We start from the raw sequence: 19,809 nt of genomic DNA on the forward strand, positions 1-19,809 counted from the left end.
GTGACGAGCCTCGAAGCCAGCGAAGAGACCGAAGAGCCGGGACCCGGCGGATACGCGGCGGCCCGACTGCTCCTCCTCCACGAGAAGGAGCGGTCCGGGCCCCCGCGCCGCGCCGCCCTCGCCCGCCTCACCGACACCTGGCTGGCCGGCCTCTTCGCCGCCGCCGCACCACCCCGAGGCACCGCCCTCGTCGCCGTCGGCGGCTACGGCCGCGCCGAACTCTCCCCCCGCAGCGACCTCGACCTCCTCCTGCTCCACGACGGCAGCGCCGACAGGACCGCCGTCGCCGCCCTCGCCGACCGGCTCTGGTACCCCGTCTGGGACCTCGGACTCGCCCTCGACCACTCCGTCCGCACCCCCGCCGAAGCCCGCGCCACCGCCGCCGACGACCTCAAGGTCCACCTCGGACTCCTCGACGCACGCCCCGTCGCCGGAGACCACGGACTCGTCACCGCCCTGCGCACCACCGTCCTCGCCGACTGGCGCAACCAGGCACCCGAGCGCCTCCCCGAACTCGACGCACTCTGCCGCGAACGCGCCGAACGCACCGGCGAGCTCCAGTACCTCCTCGAACCCGACCTCAAGGAAGCCCGCGGCGGCCTCCGCGACGCCCAGGCCCTCCGCGCCGTCGCCGCCTCCTGGCTCGCCGACGCCCCCCGCGAAGGCCTCGACGCCGCCCGCCGCCGCCTCCTCGACGTCCGCGACGCCCTCCACCTCACCACCGGCCGCGCCACCGACCGCCTCGCCCTCCAGGAACAGGACGCCGTCGCCGCCGAACTCGGCCTCCTCGACGCCGACACGCTCCTCCGCGAGGTCTACGAAGCCGCCCGGACCATCGCGTACGCCACCGACGTCACCTGGCGCGAGGTCAACCGCGTCCTCAAGGCCCGCTCCGCCCGGCCCCGGCTGCGCGCCCTCCTCAGCGGCCGGTCCGGCGCCGGGAAACCACCCGTCGAACGCACCCCGCTCGCCGAAGGAGTCGTCGAGATGGACGGCGAGGTCGTCCTCGCCCGCGCCGCCCGCCCCGAACGCGACCCCGTCCTCCCGCTCAGGGCAGCCGCCGCAGCCGCCCAGTCCGCCCTGCCCCTCTCCCTCCACGCCGTACGCCGCCTCGCCGCCACCGCCAAACCCCTCCCCGTGCCCTGGCCCGCCGAGGCCCGCGAGGAACTCGTCACCCTCCTCGGCGCCGGTGAGGCCACCGTCCCCGTCTGGGAGGCCCTCGAAGCCGAAGGCCTCGTCACCCGCCTCCTCCCCGACTGGGAACGCGTCCGCTGCCGCCCCCAGCGCAACCCCGTCCACACCTGGACCGTCGACCGCCACCTCGTCGAGACCGCCGTACGCGCCGCCGCCCTCACCCGCCGCGTCGGCCGCCCCGACCTCCTCCTCGTCGCCGCCCTCCTCCACGACATCGGCAAGGGCTGGCCCGGCGACCACTCCGTCGCCGGCGAGACCATCGCCGGCGACCTCGCGGCACGCATCGGCTTCGACCGCACCGACGCCGCCACCCTCGCCACCGTCGTCCGCCACCACCTCCTCCTCGTCGAGACCGCCACCCGGCGCGACCTCGACGACCCCGCCACCGTCCACTCCGTCGCCACCGCCGTCGGCACCGTCGGCACCCTGGAACTCCTGCACGCCCTCACCGAGGCCGACGCACTCGCCACCGGACCCGCCGCCTGGTCCGGCTGGCGCGCCCTGCTCGTCGACGACCTCGTCAAACGCGTCGCGGGCGTCCTCACGGGGGAGGAGCCGCCCGACCCCGAGGCCGCCGCCCCCAGCGCCGAACAGGAACGCCTCGCCATCGAGGCCCTCCGCACCGGCGAACCCGTCCTCGCCCTCCACGCCCGCACCGAGCCGCCCGTCGAACCCGGCCCCACCGACCCGGACGGCGCCGAACCCGTCGGCGTCGAACTCGTCATCGCCCTCCCCGAACGGCCCGGCGTCCTGCCCGCCGTCGCCGGCGTCCTCGCCCTCCACCGGCTCACCGTCCGCGCCGCCGACCTCCGCGCCGTCGACCTCCCCAGCGAACTCGGCACCGGCCCCGTCCTCCTCCTCGACTGGCGGGTCGCCGCCGAATACGGCTCCCTGCCCGAGGCCGCCCGGCTCCGCGCCGACCTCGTCCGCGCCCTCGACGGCACCCTCGACATCCCCGCCCGCCTCGCCGAACGCGAAGCCGCCCACCCGCGCCGCCGGGGCCTCACGGCCCCACCGCCCCGCGTCACCGTCGCCCCCGCCGCCTCCCACCGCGCCTCGGTCATCGAGGTCCGTGCCCAGGACGCCCCCGGCCTCCTGCACCGCATCGGCCGAGCCCTGGAGGGCGCCGAGGTACGCGTCCGCAGCGCCCACGTCTCCACACTGGGCGCGAACGCCGTCGACACCCTGTACGTGACCCGCCCGGACGGCTCCCCCCTCCCGGACGAGGAGGCGATCGACCTGGCGAGGGCGCTGGAGGAGGCGCTGCGGTGAGCACTGAAGCCCGAACCCCTGACCCCCGAACTCCTGATCCGACCGTCCCCGCGCACCCGGATTCGGCGGGCGGGGGCACACACTTCGAGCGGCCCGATACCCTGGAGGGCAGTCCGACCGCCCCCGACACCGAGGATCCGCGACCGCCGTGTTCGATACCCTCTCCGACCGCCTTGCAGCGACCTTCAAGAACCTCCGCGGCAAGGGCCGTCTGTCCGAGGCGGACATCGACGCCACCGCGCGCGAAATCCGTATCGCGCTGCTCGAAGCGGATGTCGCCCTGCCGGTCGTCCGGTCCTTCATCAAGCAGGTCAAGGAACGCGCCCTCGGCATCGAGGTCTCGCAGGCCCTGAACCCGGCCCAGCAGGTCATCAAGATCGTCAACGAGGAGCTCATCGGCATCCTCGGCGGCGAGACCCGCCGCCTGCGCTTCGCCAAGACCGCGCCCACCGTGATCATGCTCGCCGGCCTCCAGGGTGCCGGTAAGACCACCCTCGCCGGAAAGCTCGGCCTCTGGCTCAAGGGCCAGGGCCACTCCCCGCTGCTCGTCGCCTGCGACCTCCAGCGCCCCAACGCCGTCACCCAGCTCGGCGTCGTCGCCGAGCGCGCGGGCGTGGCCTTCTACGGCCCCCAGCCGGGCAACGGCGTCGGCGACCCGGTCCAGGTCGCCAAGGACTCCATCGAGTACGCGCGGACCAAGATGTACGACGTGGTCATCGTCGACACCGCCGGCCGCCTCGGCATCGACCAGGAGCTGATGCAGCAGGCCGCGGACATCCGCGACGCCACCTCGCCCGACGAGGTCCTCTTCGTCGTCGACGCCATGATCGGCCAGGACGCGGTCAACACCGCCGAGGCCTTCCGCGACGGCGTCGGCTTCGACGGCGTCGTCCTCTCCAAGCTCGACGGCGACGCCCGCGGTGGTGCCGCGCTCTCCATCGCGCACGTCACCGGCAAGCAGATCATGTTCGCCTCCAACGGCGAGAAGCTGGACGAGTTCGACGCGTTCCACCCGGACCGCATGGCGTCCCGCATCCTCGGCATGGGCGACATGCTCTCCCTCATCGAGAAGGCGCAGCAGACCTTCGACGAGGAAGAGGCCGCCAAGATGGCCTCGAAGCTCGCCTCGAAGAAGGGCGAGGACTTCACCCTCGACGACTTCCTGGCGCAGATGGAGCAGGTCCGCAAGATGGGCTCCATCAGCAAGCTGCTCGGCATGCTCCCCGGCATGGGCCAGATGAAGGAGCAGATCGCCAACATCGACGAGCGGGACGTCGACCGCACGGCCGCCGTCATCAAGTCGATGACCCCGGCCGAGCGCCAGGACCCGACCATCATCAACGGCTCCCGCCGCGCCCGTATCGCCAAGGGCTCGGGCGTCGAGGTCAGCGCCGTGAAGAGCCTGGTCGAGCGGTTCTTCGAGGCCCGCAAGATGATGTCGCGCATGGCGCAGGGCGGCGGCCTCCCCGGCATGCCGGGCATGCCCGGCATGGGCGGCGGCCCCGGCCGGCAGAAGAAGCAGGTCAAGCAGGCCAAGGGCAAGCGCAAGAGCGGCAACCCCATGAAGCGGAAGGCCGAGGAGCAGGCCGCCGCCGAGCGCCGCGACCAGGCGCAGCAGGGCGGCGCCTTCGGCCTGCCCGCGCCGGGACAGACGCCGAAGGACTTCGAGCTCCCGGAGGAGTTCAAGAAGTTCATGGGCTGACAAGCTCGTACGAGAAGGGGCCCGGGGCGGTACGAAACCGCCCCGGGCCCCTTCTCACCCCTGCGGACCGCCCGCGATGCCGGGTTCGTCCCGCTCTTCGATACTGGGCCCACAGCCGCCCCGAGGAGAGCCACGTGGCCAACCCCGTACCCCCGCGCGACCGGACCGACCAGCCCTGGCGCTCGGAAGGGGCCCCGCCGCCCCCCTCGCCGAAGAAGCGGATGCCGGGGGGCTGGGGCAGCCTCATCCTCACCGCGCTCGTCGTCTACCTGATCGCCAACATCGTCCTGTCGTTCCTCAACAAGGGCAGCGAGCCGACGATCTCGTACACCGAGTTCGACAAGCAGGTCGCGGCCGGGAACGTCACCAAGATCTACTCCAAGGGCGACGCGATCCAGGGGCAGCTGAAGAACAAGCAGCCCGTCCCCGACGGCGACGGCGACTACACCAAGTTCAAGACCCAGCGGCCGGCCTTCGCCGACGACGGACTGTGGGCGCAGCTCACCAAGCAGAACGTCATCGTCACCGCCGAACCCGTCGTCCAGGAACGCAGCTTCCTCGCCAACCTCCTCATCTCGCTCGCCCCGATGCTGCTGCTCGTCGTCCTGTGGGTGTTCATCGCCCGCCGGATGAGCGCGGGCATGGGCGGCGCCGGCGGCATGCTCGGCCGCAAGACCCCGCCCAAACCCGTGGAACTGGAGGGCGGGCAGCGCACCACCTTCGCCGACGTCGCCGGCATCGACGAGGTCGCGGGCGAACTCAACGACGTCGTGGACTTCCTCAGGAACCCGCAGGCCTACCGCGAGATGGGCGCGAAGATGCCCCGCGGCGTCCTGCTGGCCGGCCCGCCCGGCACCGGGAAGACCCTGCTCGCCCGCGCCGTCGCGGGCGAGGCCGGGGTGCCGTTCTTCTCCGCCTCCGCGTCCGAGTTCATCGAGATGATCGTGGGCGTCGGCGCCTCCCGGGTCCGCGAGCTGTTCGCCGAGGCCCGCAAGGTCGCCCCGGCGATCATCTTCATCGACGAGATCGACACCATCGGCCGGGCCCGGGGCGGCGGCTCCGGCATGGGCGGCCACGACGAGCGCGAACAGACCCTCAACCAGATCCTCACCGAGATGGACGGCTTCACCGGCTCCGAGGGCGTCATCGTCCTCGCCGCCACCAACCGCGCCGACGTCCTGGACCCCGCCCTCACCCGGCCCGGCCGCTTCGACCGGATCGTCCACGTCAACCCGCCCGACCGGGGTGGCCGCGAGGCCATCCTCAGGATCCACACCCGGGAGATCCCGCTCGCCAAGAACGTCGACCTGGAGCAGGTGGCCCGGACGACCCCCGGCATGACCGGCGCCGAACTCGCCAACCTCGCCAACGAGGCCGCCCTGCTCGCCGTCAAGCGCGAACAGAAGGCCGTCACCCAGTCCGACCTGTCCGACGCCCTGGAGAAGGTCCAGCTCGGCGCGGAACGCCCGCTCGTGATGCCCGCGGAGGAACGCCGCCGCACCGCGTACCACGAGAGCGGCCACGCCCTGCTCGGCATGCTCCAGCCCGGCGCCGACCCGGTCCGCAAGATCACCATCGTGCCGCGCGGCCGGGCCCTCGGCGTCACCCTCTCCACCCCCGACTCCGACAAGTACGCCTACACCGAGGACTACCTGCGCGGCCGGATCATCGGCGCCCTCGGCGGCATGGCCGCCGAACAGGTCGTGTTCGGGGTCGTCACCACCGGCGCCGAGAGCGACCTGGAGCAGGTCACCAACATCGCCCGGGGCATGGCCGGACGCTGGGGCATGAGCGAGCGCGTGGGCCGGCTCACCGCCATCCCGGGCGACACCCAGGGAGCGTACGGCCTCTCGGCGGCCCCCTCGACCCTCGACACCGTCGACGCGGAGATGCGCCGGATCGTCGACGAGTGCTACGAGAAGGCCGTACGGCTGCTCCAGGAGCACCGCGACCAGCTGGACGCGCTGGCCGCGGCGCTTCTGGAGAACGAGACCCTGGAGGAGGCCGACGCCTACCGCGCGGCGGGCATCACGCGCATCCGCAAGGAGGGCTGAGGGCGCAGGTGGAGCGGGGCCCCGCCGAGGACCGAGGCTCCCTCCCGGAAGCGGGCCGGGGCGCCGACGGACAGCGGCGGAACGGTCTACGGCACCCGGGCGACCACGTACCGGAAGACGTTCGGCATCCACACCGTGCCGTCCGGGCGCAGATGCGGGACGAGGGCCTCCCCGATCTCCTTCTCCACCCGGGAGAGGTCCGTCGCCCCGACCGCCTCGTCGTACGCCCCCGTCGACAGCAGCCCCCGTACCGCGCTCGCCTCGCTCGCGTACCCGAAGGGGCAGGCCACCCGCCCCGATCCCGCCGGCCGCAGCCCCGCAGCCGCCACCAGGCCGTCCAGGTCGGCCCGGAACCCCCGCCCGGGGCCGCAGTCCGCGAGCCGTTCCGCGACCCGCAGCACCGGCTCCGTGGCACAGCTTTCCGGCGGCCCCCAGCCGGCCAGCACGACCGCCGCACCCGACTGCGCCGAACGGGTGAGCGCCACCAGCTCCGGGAGGAGCCCGTCCGTCGCGTGGAAGGCCGTGATCACGTCGTACGGACCGGCCTCGGGCGCATCCCCGGTGACCGTGACGCCCTCCGGCAGCCGCTCCCTGGCCAGCTCCACGCGCGCGTGGTCCCGGTCCGCGCCGGCGACCCGGGCACCCCGCGCGGACGCCATCAGCAGCGCGAGGCCCGAGCCGCAGCCGAGGCCCAGGACCCGGGAGCCGGCGCCCACGCCGAGGCGCTCGTACACCGCCTCGTAGAGCGGGACCAGCATCCGTTCCTGGATCTCGGCCCAGTCGCGCGCGGGGTGGTGCGGGACGAGCGTAGGTGTCATGGAAAAGCGCCCCAATCCGTGCTCGGACGACAGCCCCCCGTAGTCAGGGAACTGCGCATCCCGGGCCGCGTCCAGTGCTCGCACCGCACCGATTCGCCCGGGGGAGGGCGGGGGTGGTGGGCACACCCCCGCGTGGGACCGGGTAATGTCCGTGCAAAGCTTCCCGGCCCGGCCCGGTCCGGGAGCCGTTCCCCCGGGGGCGCGCGCACCACGGCCACGCGCCGGGGCGTATGCGCTACTACGCACCAGCTTGACGCCCCCTGCGCGGCTTCTCCGCAGATCGACGCACTGGCCCTCGTCACGACACATCAAGGGCAACTGACGGGTACGTGCAAAATATTTGGGATGCCCCGGAATGGAACCCGAGGGCGCATCGGCTCGTTGTACGCGACGTGAGCACGACACCACCTGTTCTCGCCGCAGAGCTGGCACAGGCGTGGGCCGACATTCAGCGGCACCACCCCGAGCTGCCCGATCTTGCCGCGCCCGAGTCCCTGATCGGAGAGTCCTCGTCCGCCTGCGGCGCCGAGCTCTCCTTCGAACGACTGCTGCACGAGGCAGTCCACGGCATCGCCGCCGCCCGGGGTGTCCGCGACACCTCCCGCGCCGGCCGCTACCACAACCGCAGATTCCTCGCGATCGCCGAGGAGATGGGCCTCGATCACCCCGAGGAGCCACACGCCAGCAGCGGCTTCTCCCTGGTCACGCTCAACCCCGAGGCGAGGCGCCGCTACCGGCCCACCATGGAGCGGCTCCAGCGCGCCCTCAAGGCGCACACGGTCGCCACGGCGGCCGACACCAAGCGTTCCTTCCGGGGCCCGGCGGCCCGGCACGGCTCCTCCGGCGGCGGTGTGCGCGTCAAGGCCGTCTGCGACTGCGGGCGGAACGTGCGCGTGGTCCCGTCGGTGCTCGCGCAGGCCCCGATCGTCTGCGGCGGCTGCGGCAAGCCCTTCCGTATCCCGGAGGCCGTGGGCGCCGCGAGCTGACCTCGCGGTGTGTGGCACAATGGCTAGCTGTACTCGACAGTCGCACAGGACCCCTCTCTCCTCCGGCTGACGCGTCCATCGGGCATCCGAGTACCGCAACCCCACGTGGCATCTCAAAGTGCCCAACCACGTCAAGACCAGGAGACACCACTCCAGTGGCAGTCAAGATCAAGCTCAAGCGCCTCGGCAAGATCCGCCAGCCGCACTACCGCATCGTCGTCGCCGACTCGCGCACCCGTCGTGACGGTCGCGCGATCGAGGAGATCGGCCTCTACCACCCGACGTACAACCCGTCGCGTATCGAGGTCGACTCCGAGCGTGCGCAGTACTGGCTGTCCGTCGGCGCCCAGCCGACCGAGCCGGTTCTCGCCATCCTGAAGCTCACCGGCGACTGGCAGAAGGCCAAGGGCCTCCCGGCCCCCGAGAAGGCCCTGCTCGTCCCGGCGACGAAGGAAGCCAAGCGCGCTTCGTTCGACGAGTTCGCCAAGGCCCTCGAGGGCGGCGACGACAAGGGTGAGGCCATCACCCCGAAGGCCAAGAAGGCCGACAAGAAGGCGGACGAGGCCGAGGCCGCGTCCACCGAGTCGACCGAGGCCTGATCATGCTCGAGGAGGCTCTCGAGCACCTCGTGAAGGGCATCGTCGACAACCCCGACGAAGTGCAGGTCGCCTCGCGCAACCTGCGCCGTGGCCGCGTGCTGGAGGTCCGGGTCCACCCCGACGACCTCGGCAAGGTGATCGGCCGCAACGGCCGCACCGCGCGTGCGCTGCGTACCGTCGTGGGCGCCATCGGCGGCCGTGGCATCCGGGTCGACCTCGTCGACGTGGACCAGGTCCGCTGAACAGGCCGGCAGCATCACCTTAGTTGTGCCGGCACGGGCCGGGGAGGGCTTACGAGCCCACCCCGGCCCGTTGTCGTTCGCGTCGTACGAGCTGTGTGACAGGAGAGTGTGGAGCAGTGCAGTTGGTAGTCGCGCGGATCGGCCGCGCCCACGGCATCAAGGGCGAGGTCACCGTCGAGGTACGGACGGACGAGCCCGAACTCAGGCTCGGCCCGGGTGCCGTACTGCGCACCGACCCGGCCACCGCCGGGCCGCTGACCATCGAGACCGGCCGGGTCCACAGCGGAAGGCTGTTGCTGCGCTTCGAGGGCGTCCGCGACCGCACCGCCGCCGAGGCCCTGCGCAACATCCTCCTCATCGCCGAGGTCGACCCCACGGAGATGCCCGAGGAGGAGGACGAGTACTACGACCACCAGCTCATGGACCTCGACGTGGTCCTCGCCGACGGCACCGAGATCGGCCGGATCACCGAGATCTCCCACCTGCCGTCCCAGGACCTCTTCATCGTCGAGTGCCCCGACGGCAGCGAGCTGATGATCCCCTTCGTCGAGTCGATCGTCATCGAGATCGACCTGGAGGAGCAGCGGGCCGTCATCGACCCGCCGCCCGGCCTGATCGACGACCGCGCCGAGATCGTCTCCACCCGCGACGCCGAGGGTGACGAGGCATGAGGCTCGACGTCGTCACGATCTTCCCCGAGTACCTCGAACCGCTGAACGTCTCCCTCGTCGGCAAGGCACGCGCGCGCGGACAGCTCGACGTCCACGTCCACGACCTGCGCGACTGGACGTACGACCGGCACAACACCGTCGACGACACCCCGTACGGCGGCGGCCCCGGCATGGTCATGAAGACCGACCCCTGGGGCGACGCGCTCGACCAGACCCTCGCCGACGGCTACGAGAGCGGCGCCCACGGCCCGGTCGTCGTCGTCCCCACCCCCAGCGGTCGCCCCTTCACCCAGGAGTTGGCCGTCGAACTGTCCGAGCGGCCCTGGCTGATCTTCACCCCGGCCCGCTACGAGGGCATCGACCGCCGCGTCATGGACGAGTACGCGACCCGCATGCCGGTCTACGAGGTCTCCATCGGCGACTACGTGCTGGCCGGCGGCGAGGCCGCCGTCCTCGTCGTCACCGAGGCCGTCGCCCGGCTCCTGCCCGGTGTCCTCGGCAACGCCGAGTCCCACCGTGACGACTCCTTCGCCCCCGGGGCCATGGCCAACCTCCTGGAGGGCCCCGTCTACACCAAGCCCCCCGAGTGGCGCGGCCGGGGCATCCCCGACGTCCTCCTCAGCGGGCACCACGGCAGGATCGCCCGCTGGCGGCGTGACGAGGCCTTCCGCCGCACCGCCGTCAACCGGCCCGACCTCATCGAGCGCTGCGACCCGGCGGCCTTCGACAAGAAGGACCGCGAGATCCTCTCGATGATGGGGTGGGCGCCCGAGCCCGGCGGCCGATTTTGGCGCAGGCTCGAAGACGTGGAAGAATAGGCCGCTGTCGTCCGTCCGGCGCGCGCCCCTGCCACAGGGGGAACGACGCCGCCAGGAACGGACGATCTTCCGAATACCTTCGAACGTACCGCTGATGACCTGTGGCATCAGCGAGGAAAGAGACCTCCATGGCCTCCCTGCTCGACCAGGTCAACGCGGCGGCGCTCCGCTCCGACCTCCCCGCCTTCCGCCCCGGCGACACCGTGAACGTCCACGTGCGCGTCATCGAAGGCAACCGCTCCCGCATCCAGCAGTTCAAGGGTGTCGTCATCCGCCGCCAGGGCTCGGGCGTCAGCGAGACCTTCACGGTCCGCAAGGTCTCGTTCTCCGTCGGCGTCGAGCGCACCTTCCCGGTGAACAGCCCGATCTTCGAGAAGATCGAGCTCGTCACCCGTGGTGACGTCCGTCGCGCGAAGCTCTACTACCTGCGCGAGCTGCGCGGCAAGGCTGCCAAGATCAAGGAGAAGCGCGACCGCTGAGCCTCGGCTCCCGGCACGCTCGACGCTTCCGAGCCCTCGGACAGGCAGGCCGGATAGGCTCTGCCACCGATGGACACCGAAGCACAGCACACGGAGCGCGACCCCTCTTCCGGCACGGAGGAAGGGTCGCGCTCCGCGCGCGTCCCCGAGGATTCCAGGACCCCGGTGTCCTGGCGGCGCACGGCCTTCGTCGGCGGCGCCTGCGTGGCCTTCCTGCTCCTCCTGAGCCACTTCGTACTGCAGCCCTTCCTGATCCCCAGCGGATCCATGGAACCGACCCTCCAGGTCGGCGACCGCATCCTGGTCAACAAGCTGGCGTACCGTTTCGGCAGTGAGCCCCGGCGAGGCGACGTCGTCGTCTTCGACGGCACCGGCTCCTTCGTACGGGAAGAGCCCCCGGGCAACCCCGTCACCGGCCTCCTCCACGACGGCGCCGCCGCCCTCGGCCTCGCCGAACCCGACGAGACCGACTTCGTGAAGCGGGTCGTCGGCATCGGCGGCGACCGGGTGGTCTGCTGCGACAAGGACAGCCGGCTCACCGTCAACGGCGCCCCCGTCCAGGAGCGTTACGTGATGCCCGGCGACCAGCCGTCCAGCGTGCCCTTCGACATCGTCGTCCCGCAGGACAGGCTCTGGGTCATGGGCGACCACCGCAGCCAGTCCAGCGACTCCCGCGACCACCTCGGCAACCCCGGCGGCGGCATGGTCCCCGTCGACAAGGTCATCGGACGCGCCGACTGGATCGCCTGGCCCTTCGTCCGCTGGTCCACCGTGGCTGGGACCGGCGCCTTCGACGCCGTACCGGCCGCTCCGGCCGGCGGACACGGGGCGGGGGCCCATGGGTAGCCGGGGACGCCCGCCCGGCGGAACCGCCCGGGGCCCCGGACAGGGCACCGCCCAGTCCCTGCCGGGACGGGCCGAACGGCGCAGGCTCGCCCGCAAGGTCAAGCGGCGACGGCAGCGCTCCGCGCTCCGCGAGATCCCCGTCCTCGTGACGGTCGCCGTGCTCATCGCGCTCGTCCTCAAGACGTTCCTGGTCCAGGCCTTCGTCATCCCCTCCGGTTCCATGGAAAAGACGATCCGCATCTCCGACCGGGTCCTCGTCGACAAGCTCACCCCCTGGTTCGGCTCCCGGCCCCAGCGCGGCGACGTCGTCGTCTTCAAGGACCCCGGCAACTGGCTCCAGCAGGAGGCCACCCCGCCCGCCGACGACCCGGTGGGCATCAAACAGGCCAAACAGGCGCTCACCTTCATCGGGCTGCTGCCCTCGGCCGACGACCGGGACCTGATCAAGCGGGTCGTCGCCGTCGGGGGAGACACCGTCCGCTGCTGCGGCGAGGACGGGCGGCTCACCGTCAACGGCGTACCGCTGGACGAGCCGTACCTGTATCCGGGGAACCCGCCGTCCAAGATCCCGTTCGAGGTGAAGGTCCCCGAGGGGCGGATCTTCGTGCTCGGCGACCACCGCTCCGCCTCGGGCGACTCCCGTTTCCATCTCGACGAGAAGGAGCACGGCACGGTGTCCGAGGAGCAGGTCGTGGGGCGCGCTGTGGTGATCGCCTGGCCCTTCGGGCACTGGCGGCGCCTGGAGGAGCGATCGACCTTCGACGCCGTTCCGGACGCCAGTACGAGTTCCGAGTCCGCGCTCGGTCTGTCGCATAGTGTGTCCCAGCGGAATCTCAACGGATTCACCGGGCTCCCGACCCCTGCGGAACTTCTGCTCGTTATGGGAGTGGTGGGCCTGTCCCTGACCCGGGACGGGCGTTCGCACGGACTGAGGAGTGGATGTGGGGGATTTGGCCGTCGGCGCACGATCCGGACACGATGGGCCCGACAAGGGGGCCGACGGGGCCTTCGACGACACGACGGGTGACGACGTGACGGGTGACGAGCAGACGCAGCCGCCGGGCGGCGACGCACCGGGCGACGACACGGCGGGCGGGTCCGGCCGGGCCCCGAAGAAGCAGCGTTCCTTCTGGAAGGAACTGCCCCTCCTCGTCGGCATCGCGCTCGTACTCGCCCTGCTGATCAAGACCTTCCTGGTACAGGCGTTCTCGATCCCGTCGGAATCGATGATGAACACGCTCGTCAAGGGCGACCGGGTCCTCGTCGACAAGCTGACGCCCTGGTTCGGCTCCGAGCCCGAGCGCGGCGAAGTCGTCGTCTTCCACGACCCGGGCGGCTGGCTCGAAGGCCAGCAGACGCCCACGCCGAACGTCGTCCAGAAGTTCCTCAGCTTCATCGGCCTCATGCCGTCCGCCGAGGAGAAGGACCTCATCAAGCGCGTCATCGCCGTCGGCGGCGACACCGTCTCCTGCAAGGAGGGCGGCAAGGTCGTCCTCAACGGCGTGGCACTGGACGAGACCTCGTACCTCTACCCCGGCTCCGTCCCCTGCCAGGACTCCTTCGGGCCCATCAAGGTCCCCGAGGGCCGCATCTGGGTCATGGGCGACAACCGCCAGAACTCCCTGGACTCCCGCTTCCACCAGCAGCTCCCCGGTGGCGGCACGGTCTCCAACGACGAGGTCGTCGGCCGCGCCGTGGTGATCGCCTGGCCCGTCACCCGCTGGGCCACCCTGCCGGTGCCCGACATCTTCGACCAGCCCGGCCTCAACAAGGCCATGAGCGCCGCCCCCCTCGGCGCGGCCGGCCTCGCCGGAGCGCTCCCGCTGGTGCTGTGGCGCCGCAAGAAGCTCGCCGCCCGGCATACCGCCGAGTAGCGACCCGCGGGTAGGGTGCCGTCCCGGACGGTCGACGGACCACCGTCCGTCACCGACCCACGGGGTGCGCACATGAGCGGAACCATACGGACGAAGGGCGGCCACGGCCGCCTCGGCAGCGTGCTGTCGGGGCTGGCCGTGGCCGTCGGCTGTGTGCTCTTCCTCGGCGGATTCGGCTGGGGAGCCGCGCTCTACCAGCCGTACACCATCCCCTCGCAGTCCATGACCCCCACACTCGACGTGGGCTCCCGGGTCCTCGCCCAGCGCGTCGACGGCGCCGAGGTACGGCGCGGAGACGTCGTGGTCTTCCGCGACCCCCTCTGGGGCGACGCGCCCATGGTCAAACGGGTCGCGGGCATCGGCGGCGACACCGTCGCCTGCTGCGACCGGGACGGACGCCTCACCGTCAACGGCACCCCCGTCGACGAGCCCTACGTCGAGCCCGGCCCCGAAGGCCGCGTCACCGCCTCCGACAAGACGTTCTCCGTCACCGTCCCCGCGGACAGCCTCTTCCTCCTCGGCGACGACCGGCACCTCTCCCTCGACTCCCGCTCCCACCTGGAAGACGCCGGACAGGGCTCCGTGCCCCGCTCCACGGTCACCGGCAGGGTCGACGCCGTCGTCTGGCCCGCCAAGGGCCTCCTGGACCGCCCCACGGGCTTCGCGGCACTCCCGGGCGGCACCTCCGAACCCGGGCCCGTACGCCTCCTCCTCACCGCGATCGGCGCCGGCGCCCTGCTGATCGTGCTCGGCGCCGCGTACGGCCCGGTGGCACGGTTCTTCACGAAGCACCGCCCGACGGGACCGCGCACCGGGCAACGCGAGAGGGTGGGGGCATGACGGAACCGGAGCCGGGGACGGAGCCGAGACCGGCCGGGGCCGACACCCAGCCGTCCACCCGGTCCGGTGCCGAACCGGGGGCCGTAGTACGGCGGGTCGCGCGGGTCGTACTCCTCGACCCCGACGACCGCGTCCTGCTGATGCACGGTTACGAGCCCGACGCCCCGGACAACACCTGGTGGTTCACCCCCGGCGGCGGCCTGGAGGGCGACGAGACCCACGCACAGGCCGCGCTGCGGGAGCTCGCCGAGGAGACCGGCATCACCGAGGTCGACCTCGGACCCGTCCTCTGGAAGCGGTACTGCTCCTTCCCCTTCGACGGGCGGCGCTGGGACCAGGACGAGTGGTACTACCTGGCCCGCACCCGCGGAACGGAGACCGCGCCCGGGCCGCAGGCCCTCACCGAACTGGAGACCCGCAGTCTCGCGGGCCTCAGATGGTGGACCTCCGCCGAACTGTCGGCGGCCCATGAGACGGTGTACCCGACCAGACTCGCCGAGTTGCTGCGCACGCTGCTCGACGAGGGACCTCCGAGTGCCCCGGTGGTTCTCGCCCCGGAAATCGTTTAGGGGCGCGTCCGCCTGGCGCACAATAGGGGGACGCACGGCTGAAGGGGAACATGCCATGAGCGCCGAGGACCTCGAGAAGTACGAGACCGAGATGGAGCTGAAGCTCTACCGGGAGTACCGCGATGTCGTCGGGCTGTTCAAATACGTGATCGAGACCGAGCGGCGCTTCTACCTCACCAACGACTACGAGATGCAGGTGCACTCGGTCCAGGGCGAGGTCTTCTTCGAGGTCAGCATGGCCGACGCCTGGGTCTGGGACATGTACCGGCCGGCCAGGTTCGTCAAGCAGGTCCGCGTCCTCACCTTCAAGGACGTGAACATCGAGGAGCTCAACAAGAGCGACCTCGAACTGCCCGGCAGCTGACCCCGACTCACCCCCACGAGTGAGCGGGTTGTCCACAGCCCGCGGACCGTCCACAGCACCGCACGCGATCCACCACCCTCCGTCACAGTCGGTGACGGAGGTGGTGCCGTATGAACAAGACCCAGGCACTCGGACGGTACGGAGAAGAGCTGGCGACCCGTCGGCTCACCGCGACCGGCATGCACATCCTCGCCCGCAACTGGCGCTGCGGCCGGACCGGCGAGATCGACATCGTCGCCCGCGACGGCGACACCCTCGTCATCTGCGAGGTCAAGACCCGCCGCCACGGCGGATACGAAGACCCGATGGCCGCCGTCACACCCCGCAAGGCCGACCGGCTCCGCCGCCTCGCCGCCTGCTGGCTCGACCGCCACGACACCCCCGCCCCCCACGGCGGCATCCGCATCGACCTCATCGGCATCGTCCTGCCCCACCGCGGCGCCCCCGTCCTCACCCACGCCCAGGGGGTGGCCTGAGATGGGATTCGCCCGCACCTGCTCCGTCGCCCTCCTCGGCGTCGAAGGCGTCGTCGTCGAAGTACAGGCCGACCTCGAACCGGGAGTCGCCGCCTTCACCCTCGTCGGACTCCCCGACAAAAGCCTCAGCGAAAGCCGCGACCGCGTCCGCGCCGCCGTCGTCAACTCCGGTGCCGAATGGCCCCAGAAGAAACTCACCGTAGGACTCAGCCCCGCATCCGTCCCCAAGAGCGGATCCGGATTCGACCTCGCCATCGCGGCAAGCGTCCTCGGCGCCGCCGAACGCATCGACCCACGCGCCATCGCCGACCTCGTCCTCATCGGCGAACTCGGACTCGACGGCCGCGTCCGCCCCGTCCGCGGCATCCTGCCCGCCGTCCTCGCCGCCGCCGACGCCGGCTACCGCCAGGTCGTCGTACCCGAACAGACCGCCGGCGAGGCCTCCCTCGTCCCCGGAGTCTCCGTCCTCGGCGTCCGCAGCCTCCGCCAGCTCATCGCCGTCCTCACCGACGAACCCGCCCCCGAGGAGGAACCCACCGAAGAGGGCCGCCCCGACGCCATGCTCGCCGGACTCCTCCTCCCCGGCGCCGGCCTCGGCACCGGACTCAGCACCGGCCCCGGCGACCCCACCGAAGGCCCCGACCTCGCCGACGTCGCCGGCCAGCACCGCGCCCGCCGCGCCCTCGAAGTCGCCGCCGCCGGCAGCCACCACCTGCTGCTCTCCGGACCACCCGGAGCCGGAAAGACCATGCTGGCCGAACGACTCCCCGGCATCCTCCCGCCCCTCAGCCGACAGGAATCCCTCGAAGTCACCGCCGTCCACTCCGTCGCCGGCATCCTCCCGCCCGGCGAACCCCTCGTCCGCCGCGCCCCCTACTGCGCACCCCACCACTCCGCGACCATGCAGTCCCTCGTCGGCGGCGGGAACGGCCTCCCCAGGCCCGGCGCCGTCTCCCTCGCCCACCGCGGCATCCTCTTCCTCGACGAAGCCCCCGAGTTCTCCGGGAAAGCACTCGACGCCCTCCGCCAGCCCCTCGAATCCGGGCACGTCGTCATCGCCCGCGCCGCCGGAGTCGTACGCCTCCCCGCCCGCTTCCTCCTCGCCCTCGCCGCCAACCCCTGCCCCTGCGGACGCCACACCCTGCACGGCGCCGGCTGCGAATGCCCCGCCGCCCTCGTCCGCCGCTACCAGGCCCGCCTCTCCGGACCCCTCCTCGACCGCGTCGACCTGCGCGTCGAAGCCGAACCCGTCACCCGCGCCGACCTCCTCGGCCAGGGCAGCCGGGGCGAGAGCACCGCCGCCGTCGCCGAACGCGTCCGCGAAGCCCGTGCCCGCGCCGCCACCCGCCTCGCAGACACCCCCTGGACCGTCAACAGCGAGATCCCCGGACACGAACTCCGCACCCGCCACCTCACGGCCCCCGGAGCCCTCGCCGAGGCCGAACGCGACATCGAACGCGGACTCCTCACCGCCCGCGGCCTCGACCGCGTGCTCCGCGTCGCCTGGACCGTCGCCGACCTCGCCGGACACGACCGCCCCGACCACCAGGACATCGCCCTCGCCCTCGAACTGCGCACCGGCATCGCCCGCGGAGTGCCCGTCGGAGCGGGGGAGCGCGCATGACCACCGGCGCCGCCACGGACGAGCGACGGGCCCGCGCCGTCCTCAGCCGAGCCATCGAACCCGGCGACGAACACGCGGGCCGCTGGCTCCACCACTACGGGCCCACCGACTTCGTCGCCCACCTGCTCCGGACGCCGGACGGCATGGACGCCCCCGGCCGCACGGAGGGGTCGCGGGTCTGCGAGGGTTCCGGGGCTTCACGGGCCCTCGACGGTTCCGGGGGCCCCGGCGGGGAGCCCCTTCCCGGGACCGGGGGCCTGGGCGGAGACCCCTTTCCCGGGACCGGCGGCAAACGCGTCGCGTCCTGGCGGCTCCGCGCCACCGCCGCCGACCCCGACCGGGACCTCGACACCGTCCACCGGCTCGGCGGACGCTTCGTCGTCCCCGGCGACACCGAATGGCCCCGTCAACTCGACGACCTGGGAGACACCCGCCCCGTCGGCCTCTGGGTCAGAGGCCCCGCCGACCTGCGCACCTGGGCCCTCCGCTCCGTCGCCCTGGTCGGCGCCCGCGCCTGCACCCCGTACGGCGCGCACACCGCAGCCGACCTCGCCACCGGCCTCGCCCGCCACGGCTGGGTCGTCGTCTCCGGCGCCGCCTACGGCATCGACGGCGCCGCGCACCGGGGCGCGCTCGCCGCGGGCGGCGCCACCGTCGCCGTACTCGCCTGCGGGGTCGACACCCCCTACCCCCGCGGCCACGACCAGCTCATCCGCCGCATCGCCGAACAAGGCCTCGTCGTAGGAGAGTTGCCGCCCGACAGTCACCCCACACCGAGCCGCTTCATCCTCCGCAACAGGGTCATCGCCGCCCTCACCCGCGGCACCGTCGTCATCGAGGCGCAGCACCGCAGCGGCTCCCTCGTCACCGCCCGCGCCGCCATCCGCCTCGGCCGCCACACCATGGGCGTCCCCGGCCCGGTGACCAGCGCGCTCTCCGCCGGAGTCCACGAACTCCTGCGCGGTGAGGCCACCCTCGTCACCGACGCCGACGAGATCGTCGAACTCATCGGAGACATGGGGCAGCTCGCGCCGACGCGCCGAGGGCCCGTCCTGCCTCGCGACCTCCTCGCCCCCGCCGCGAAACGCGTCCTCGAAGCGGTCCCCGCGCCCGGCCCCACCCCCACGACCGTCATCGCCCGCCTCGCGGGGGCCACCCCGGACGACACCCTCGCCAGGCTGTACGAACTCCACTCCCTCGGCTTCGTCGAACGCCGCGGTGAGGGCTGGCAGTTGACGAAAACCGCGACACCCGGGTCGAACGCGCGGCGAGGCGGTACTTGACCTGGAGCATTCGGGTGAAAGGGTGATGCGGATGAACAACCGAGTTCTCTCGGCCGCACCCGAGGGGCCGACGCGCGCCACGACCCGGGTTCGAAGATGTGGCCGACGGCGTCCACCCGGAGCGGCGGGATCCGCCGATGTTCGCTCACCGCTACGGCGCACTCACGCTACGCTCACCAGAATTCCCACCAGGACACCCGCATCCCCCTCTCCGCACCCGACAGCAGAACGGCTCAAGGCAACGCATGCCCCAGCACACCTCCGGGTCTGACCGCGCTGCGGTGCCCCCAGCAGCCCGGGGCGCCGTGCGACCACCCGCACCGACCTCCCTCGACGAACTGTGGCGGTCGTACAAGGACACGGGAGACGAGCGACTGCGGGAGCAGCTGATCCTGCACTACTCACCGCTCGTCAAATACGTCGCAGGACGCGTCAGTGTCGGCCTCCCCTCCAATGTGGAACAGGCCGACTTCGTCTCCTCCGGGGTCTTCGGCCTCATCGACGCCATCGAGAAGTTCGACGTCGAGCGCGCGATCAAGTTCGAGACATACGCCATCACCCGTATCCGCGGCGCCATGATCGACGAACTCCGCGCCCTGGACTGGATCCCGCGCTCCGTCCGCCAGAAGGCCCGCAACGTCGAGCGCGCCTACGCCACCCTCGAAGCCCAGCTCCGGCGCACCCCCTCCGAGAGCGAGGTCGCCGCCGAGATGGACATCACGCTGGAGGAACTGCACGCGGTTTTCAGCCAGTTGTCCCTGGCGAACGTGGTGGCCCTGGAAGAGCTCCTGCACGTCGGCGGCGAGGGCGGCGACCGGCTCTCCCTGATGGACACCCTGGAGGACACGGCCGCCGACAACCCCGTCGAGGTCGCCGAGGGCCGCGAGCTGCGCCGGCTGCTCGCTCGCGCCATCAACACCCTCCCCGAACGGGAGAAGACCGTCGTCACCCTCTACTACTACGAGGGCCTCACGCTGGCGGAGATCGGCCACGTCCTCGGTGTCACCGAGAGTCGTGTCAGCCAGATCCACACCAAGTCCGTCCTTCAGCTCCGCGCCAAGCTGGCCGACGTCGGACGCTGACCGGCGCCGACCGGTC

20 protein-coding genes are annotated in these 19,809 nt (G+C 72.0%); 19 read left to right on the top strand and 1 reads right to left on the bottom strand.

Translation table 11 applies throughout. The features are described 5' to 3' along the window. The 3 genes from ABT154_RS13790 to ftsH all read left to right on the top strand — a co-directional run bounded on the left by ABT154_RS13790 (nt 1) and on the right by ftsH (nt 6,222). Complete coding sequence (locus tag ABT154_RS13790) at nt 1–2,466, top strand: [protein-PII] uridylyltransferase (RefSeq protein WP_351856736.1); 2,466 nt, start codon at nt 1–3, stop codon at nt 2,464–2,466. A 148-nt stretch (nt 2,467–2,614) separates the two neighbouring features. Next, on the top strand, nt 2,615–4,168 hold the full coding sequence (gene ffh, locus ABT154_RS13795; RefSeq protein ID WP_351856738.1) for a signal recognition particle protein: 1,554 nt from the start codon (nt 2,615–2,617) through the stop codon (nt 4,166–4,168). 134 nt (nt 4,169–4,302) lie between these two features. Then, on the top strand, nt 4,303–6,222 hold the full coding sequence (gene ftsH / locus ABT154_RS13800) for an ATP-dependent zinc metalloprotease FtsH (protein ID WP_351856740.1): 1,920 nt from the start codon (nt 4,303–4,305) through the stop codon (nt 6,220–6,222). A gap of 86 nt (nt 6,223–6,308) precedes the next feature. Here the strand turns inward: ftsH and ABT154_RS13805 are convergent, their stop codons facing one another. Then, nucleotides 6,309–7,040, bottom strand: a complete 732-nt coding sequence (locus ABT154_RS13805) for a class I SAM-dependent methyltransferase (protein WP_351856742.1) — start codon at nt 7,038–7,040, stop codon at nt 6,309–6,311. Nucleotides 7,041–7,432: 392 nt separating this feature from the next. Here ABT154_RS13805 and ABT154_RS13810 point away from each other — a divergent pair, with 392 nt between their 5' ends. From ABT154_RS13810 to whiG, 16 genes are all read left to right on the top strand, one after another. Further along, nucleotides 7,433–8,026 carry a hypothetical protein gene (locus tag ABT154_RS13810; RefSeq protein WP_351856743.1) on the top strand — a complete coding sequence of 198 codons (594 nt, stop codon included), beginning with the start codon at nt 7,433–7,435 and terminating at the stop codon, nt 8,024–8,026. A gap of 155 nt (nt 8,027–8,181) precedes the next feature. After that, nucleotides 8,182–8,625, top strand: coding sequence for a 30S ribosomal protein S16 (gene rpsP / locus ABT154_RS13815; RefSeq protein WP_024755885.1), 444 nt, complete (start codon nt 8,182–8,184; stop codon nt 8,623–8,625). A gap of 2 nt (nt 8,626–8,627) precedes the next feature. Further along, nucleotides 8,628–8,867 carry an RNA-binding protein gene (locus ABT154_RS13820; RefSeq protein WP_020868149.1) on the top strand — a complete coding sequence of 80 codons (240 nt, stop codon included), beginning with the start codon at nt 8,628–8,630 and terminating at the stop codon, nt 8,865–8,867. A gap of 116 nt (nt 8,868–8,983) precedes the next feature. After that, entirely contained in the window at nt 8,984–9,538 is a 555-nt protein-coding gene (gene rimM, locus ABT154_RS13825) for a ribosome maturation factor RimM (protein ID WP_351856745.1), read from the top strand. Beyond that, entirely contained in the window at nt 9,535–10,356 is an 822-nt protein-coding gene (trmD, locus tag ABT154_RS13830) for a tRNA (guanosine(37)-N1)-methyltransferase TrmD (protein ID WP_351856747.1), read from the top strand. The genes rimM and trmD overlap by 4 nt, the downstream gene beginning before the upstream one ends. Nucleotides 10,357–10,484: 128 nt before the next feature. Continuing rightward, nucleotides 10,485–10,835 carry a 50S ribosomal protein L19 gene (rplS, locus tag ABT154_RS13835; protein WP_317874030.1) on the top strand — a complete coding sequence of 117 codons (351 nt, stop codon included), beginning with the start codon at nt 10,485–10,487 and terminating at the stop codon, nt 10,833–10,835. A gap of 69 nt (nt 10,836–10,904) precedes the next feature. Further along, nucleotides 10,905–11,681 carry a signal peptidase I gene (gene lepB / locus ABT154_RS13840; RefSeq protein ID WP_351856749.1) on the top strand — a complete coding sequence of 259 codons (777 nt, stop codon included), beginning with the start codon at nt 10,905–10,907 and terminating at the stop codon, nt 11,679–11,681. Next, on the top strand, nt 11,674–12,708 hold the full coding sequence (gene lepB / locus ABT154_RS13845; RefSeq protein WP_351856751.1) for a signal peptidase I: 1,035 nt from the start codon (nt 11,674–11,676) through the stop codon (nt 12,706–12,708). The genes lepB (ABT154_RS13840) and lepB (ABT154_RS13845) overlap by 8 nt, the downstream gene beginning before the upstream one ends. After that, a complete protein-coding gene (gene lepB / locus ABT154_RS13850; protein WP_351856878.1) occupies nt 12,632–13,555 on the top strand; it encodes a signal peptidase I in 924 nt (307 codons plus the stop codon). The genes lepB (ABT154_RS13845) and lepB (ABT154_RS13850) overlap by 77 nt, the downstream gene beginning before the upstream one ends. Nucleotides 13,556–13,627: 72 nt before the next feature. Then, nucleotides 13,628–14,395 (top strand): signal peptidase I, encoded by a 768-nt coding sequence (lepB, locus tag ABT154_RS13855; RefSeq protein ID WP_351856753.1) that lies wholly within the window; start codon nt 13,628–13,630, stop codon nt 14,393–14,395. Further along, the gene (locus tag ABT154_RS13860; protein ID WP_351856755.1) at nt 14,392–14,964 is read left to right on the top strand and encodes an NUDIX hydrolase; all 573 of its coding nucleotides are present in this window, start codon (nt 14,392–14,394) and stop codon (nt 14,962–14,964) included. Before lepB (ABT154_RS13855) ends, ABT154_RS13860 begins: the two co-directional genes overlap by 4 nt. 55 nt (nt 14,965–15,019) lie before the next feature. Beyond that, nucleotides 15,020–15,328, top strand: coding sequence for a DUF2469 domain-containing protein (locus ABT154_RS13865; RefSeq protein ID WP_005311352.1), 309 nt, complete (start codon nt 15,020–15,022; stop codon nt 15,326–15,328). 110 nt (nt 15,329–15,438) lie between these two features. Then, nucleotides 15,439–15,804: a YraN family protein gene (locus ABT154_RS13870; RefSeq protein WP_317874025.1), complete on the top strand. Its 366-nt coding sequence runs from the start codon at nt 15,439–15,441 to the stop codon at nt 15,802–15,804. A gap of 1 nt (nt 15,805) precedes the next feature. After that, nucleotides 15,806–17,428: a YifB family Mg chelatase-like AAA ATPase gene (locus ABT154_RS13875; protein WP_351856757.1), complete on the top strand. Its 1,623-nt coding sequence runs from the start codon at nt 15,806–15,808 to the stop codon at nt 17,426–17,428. Beyond that, nucleotides 17,425–18,711 carry a DNA-processing protein DprA gene (gene dprA, locus ABT154_RS13880; protein ID WP_351856759.1) on the top strand — a complete coding sequence of 429 codons (1,287 nt, stop codon included), beginning with the start codon at nt 17,425–17,427 and terminating at the stop codon, nt 18,709–18,711. The genes ABT154_RS13875 and dprA overlap by 4 nt, the downstream gene beginning before the upstream one ends. A 245-nt stretch (nt 18,712–18,956) precedes the next feature. After that, nucleotides 18,957–19,793: an RNA polymerase sigma factor WhiG gene (whiG, locus tag ABT154_RS13885; RefSeq protein ID WP_351856761.1), complete on the top strand. Its 837-nt coding sequence runs from the start codon at nt 18,957–18,959 to the stop codon at nt 19,791–19,793. Nucleotides 19,794–19,809: the final 16 nt, after the last annotated feature.

The sequence above is a fragment of the Streptomyces sp. NPDC001728 genome (genome assembly GCF_040297565.1).
Classification (GTDB): Bacteria; Actinomycetota; Actinomycetes; order Streptomycetales; family Streptomycetaceae; genus Streptomyces.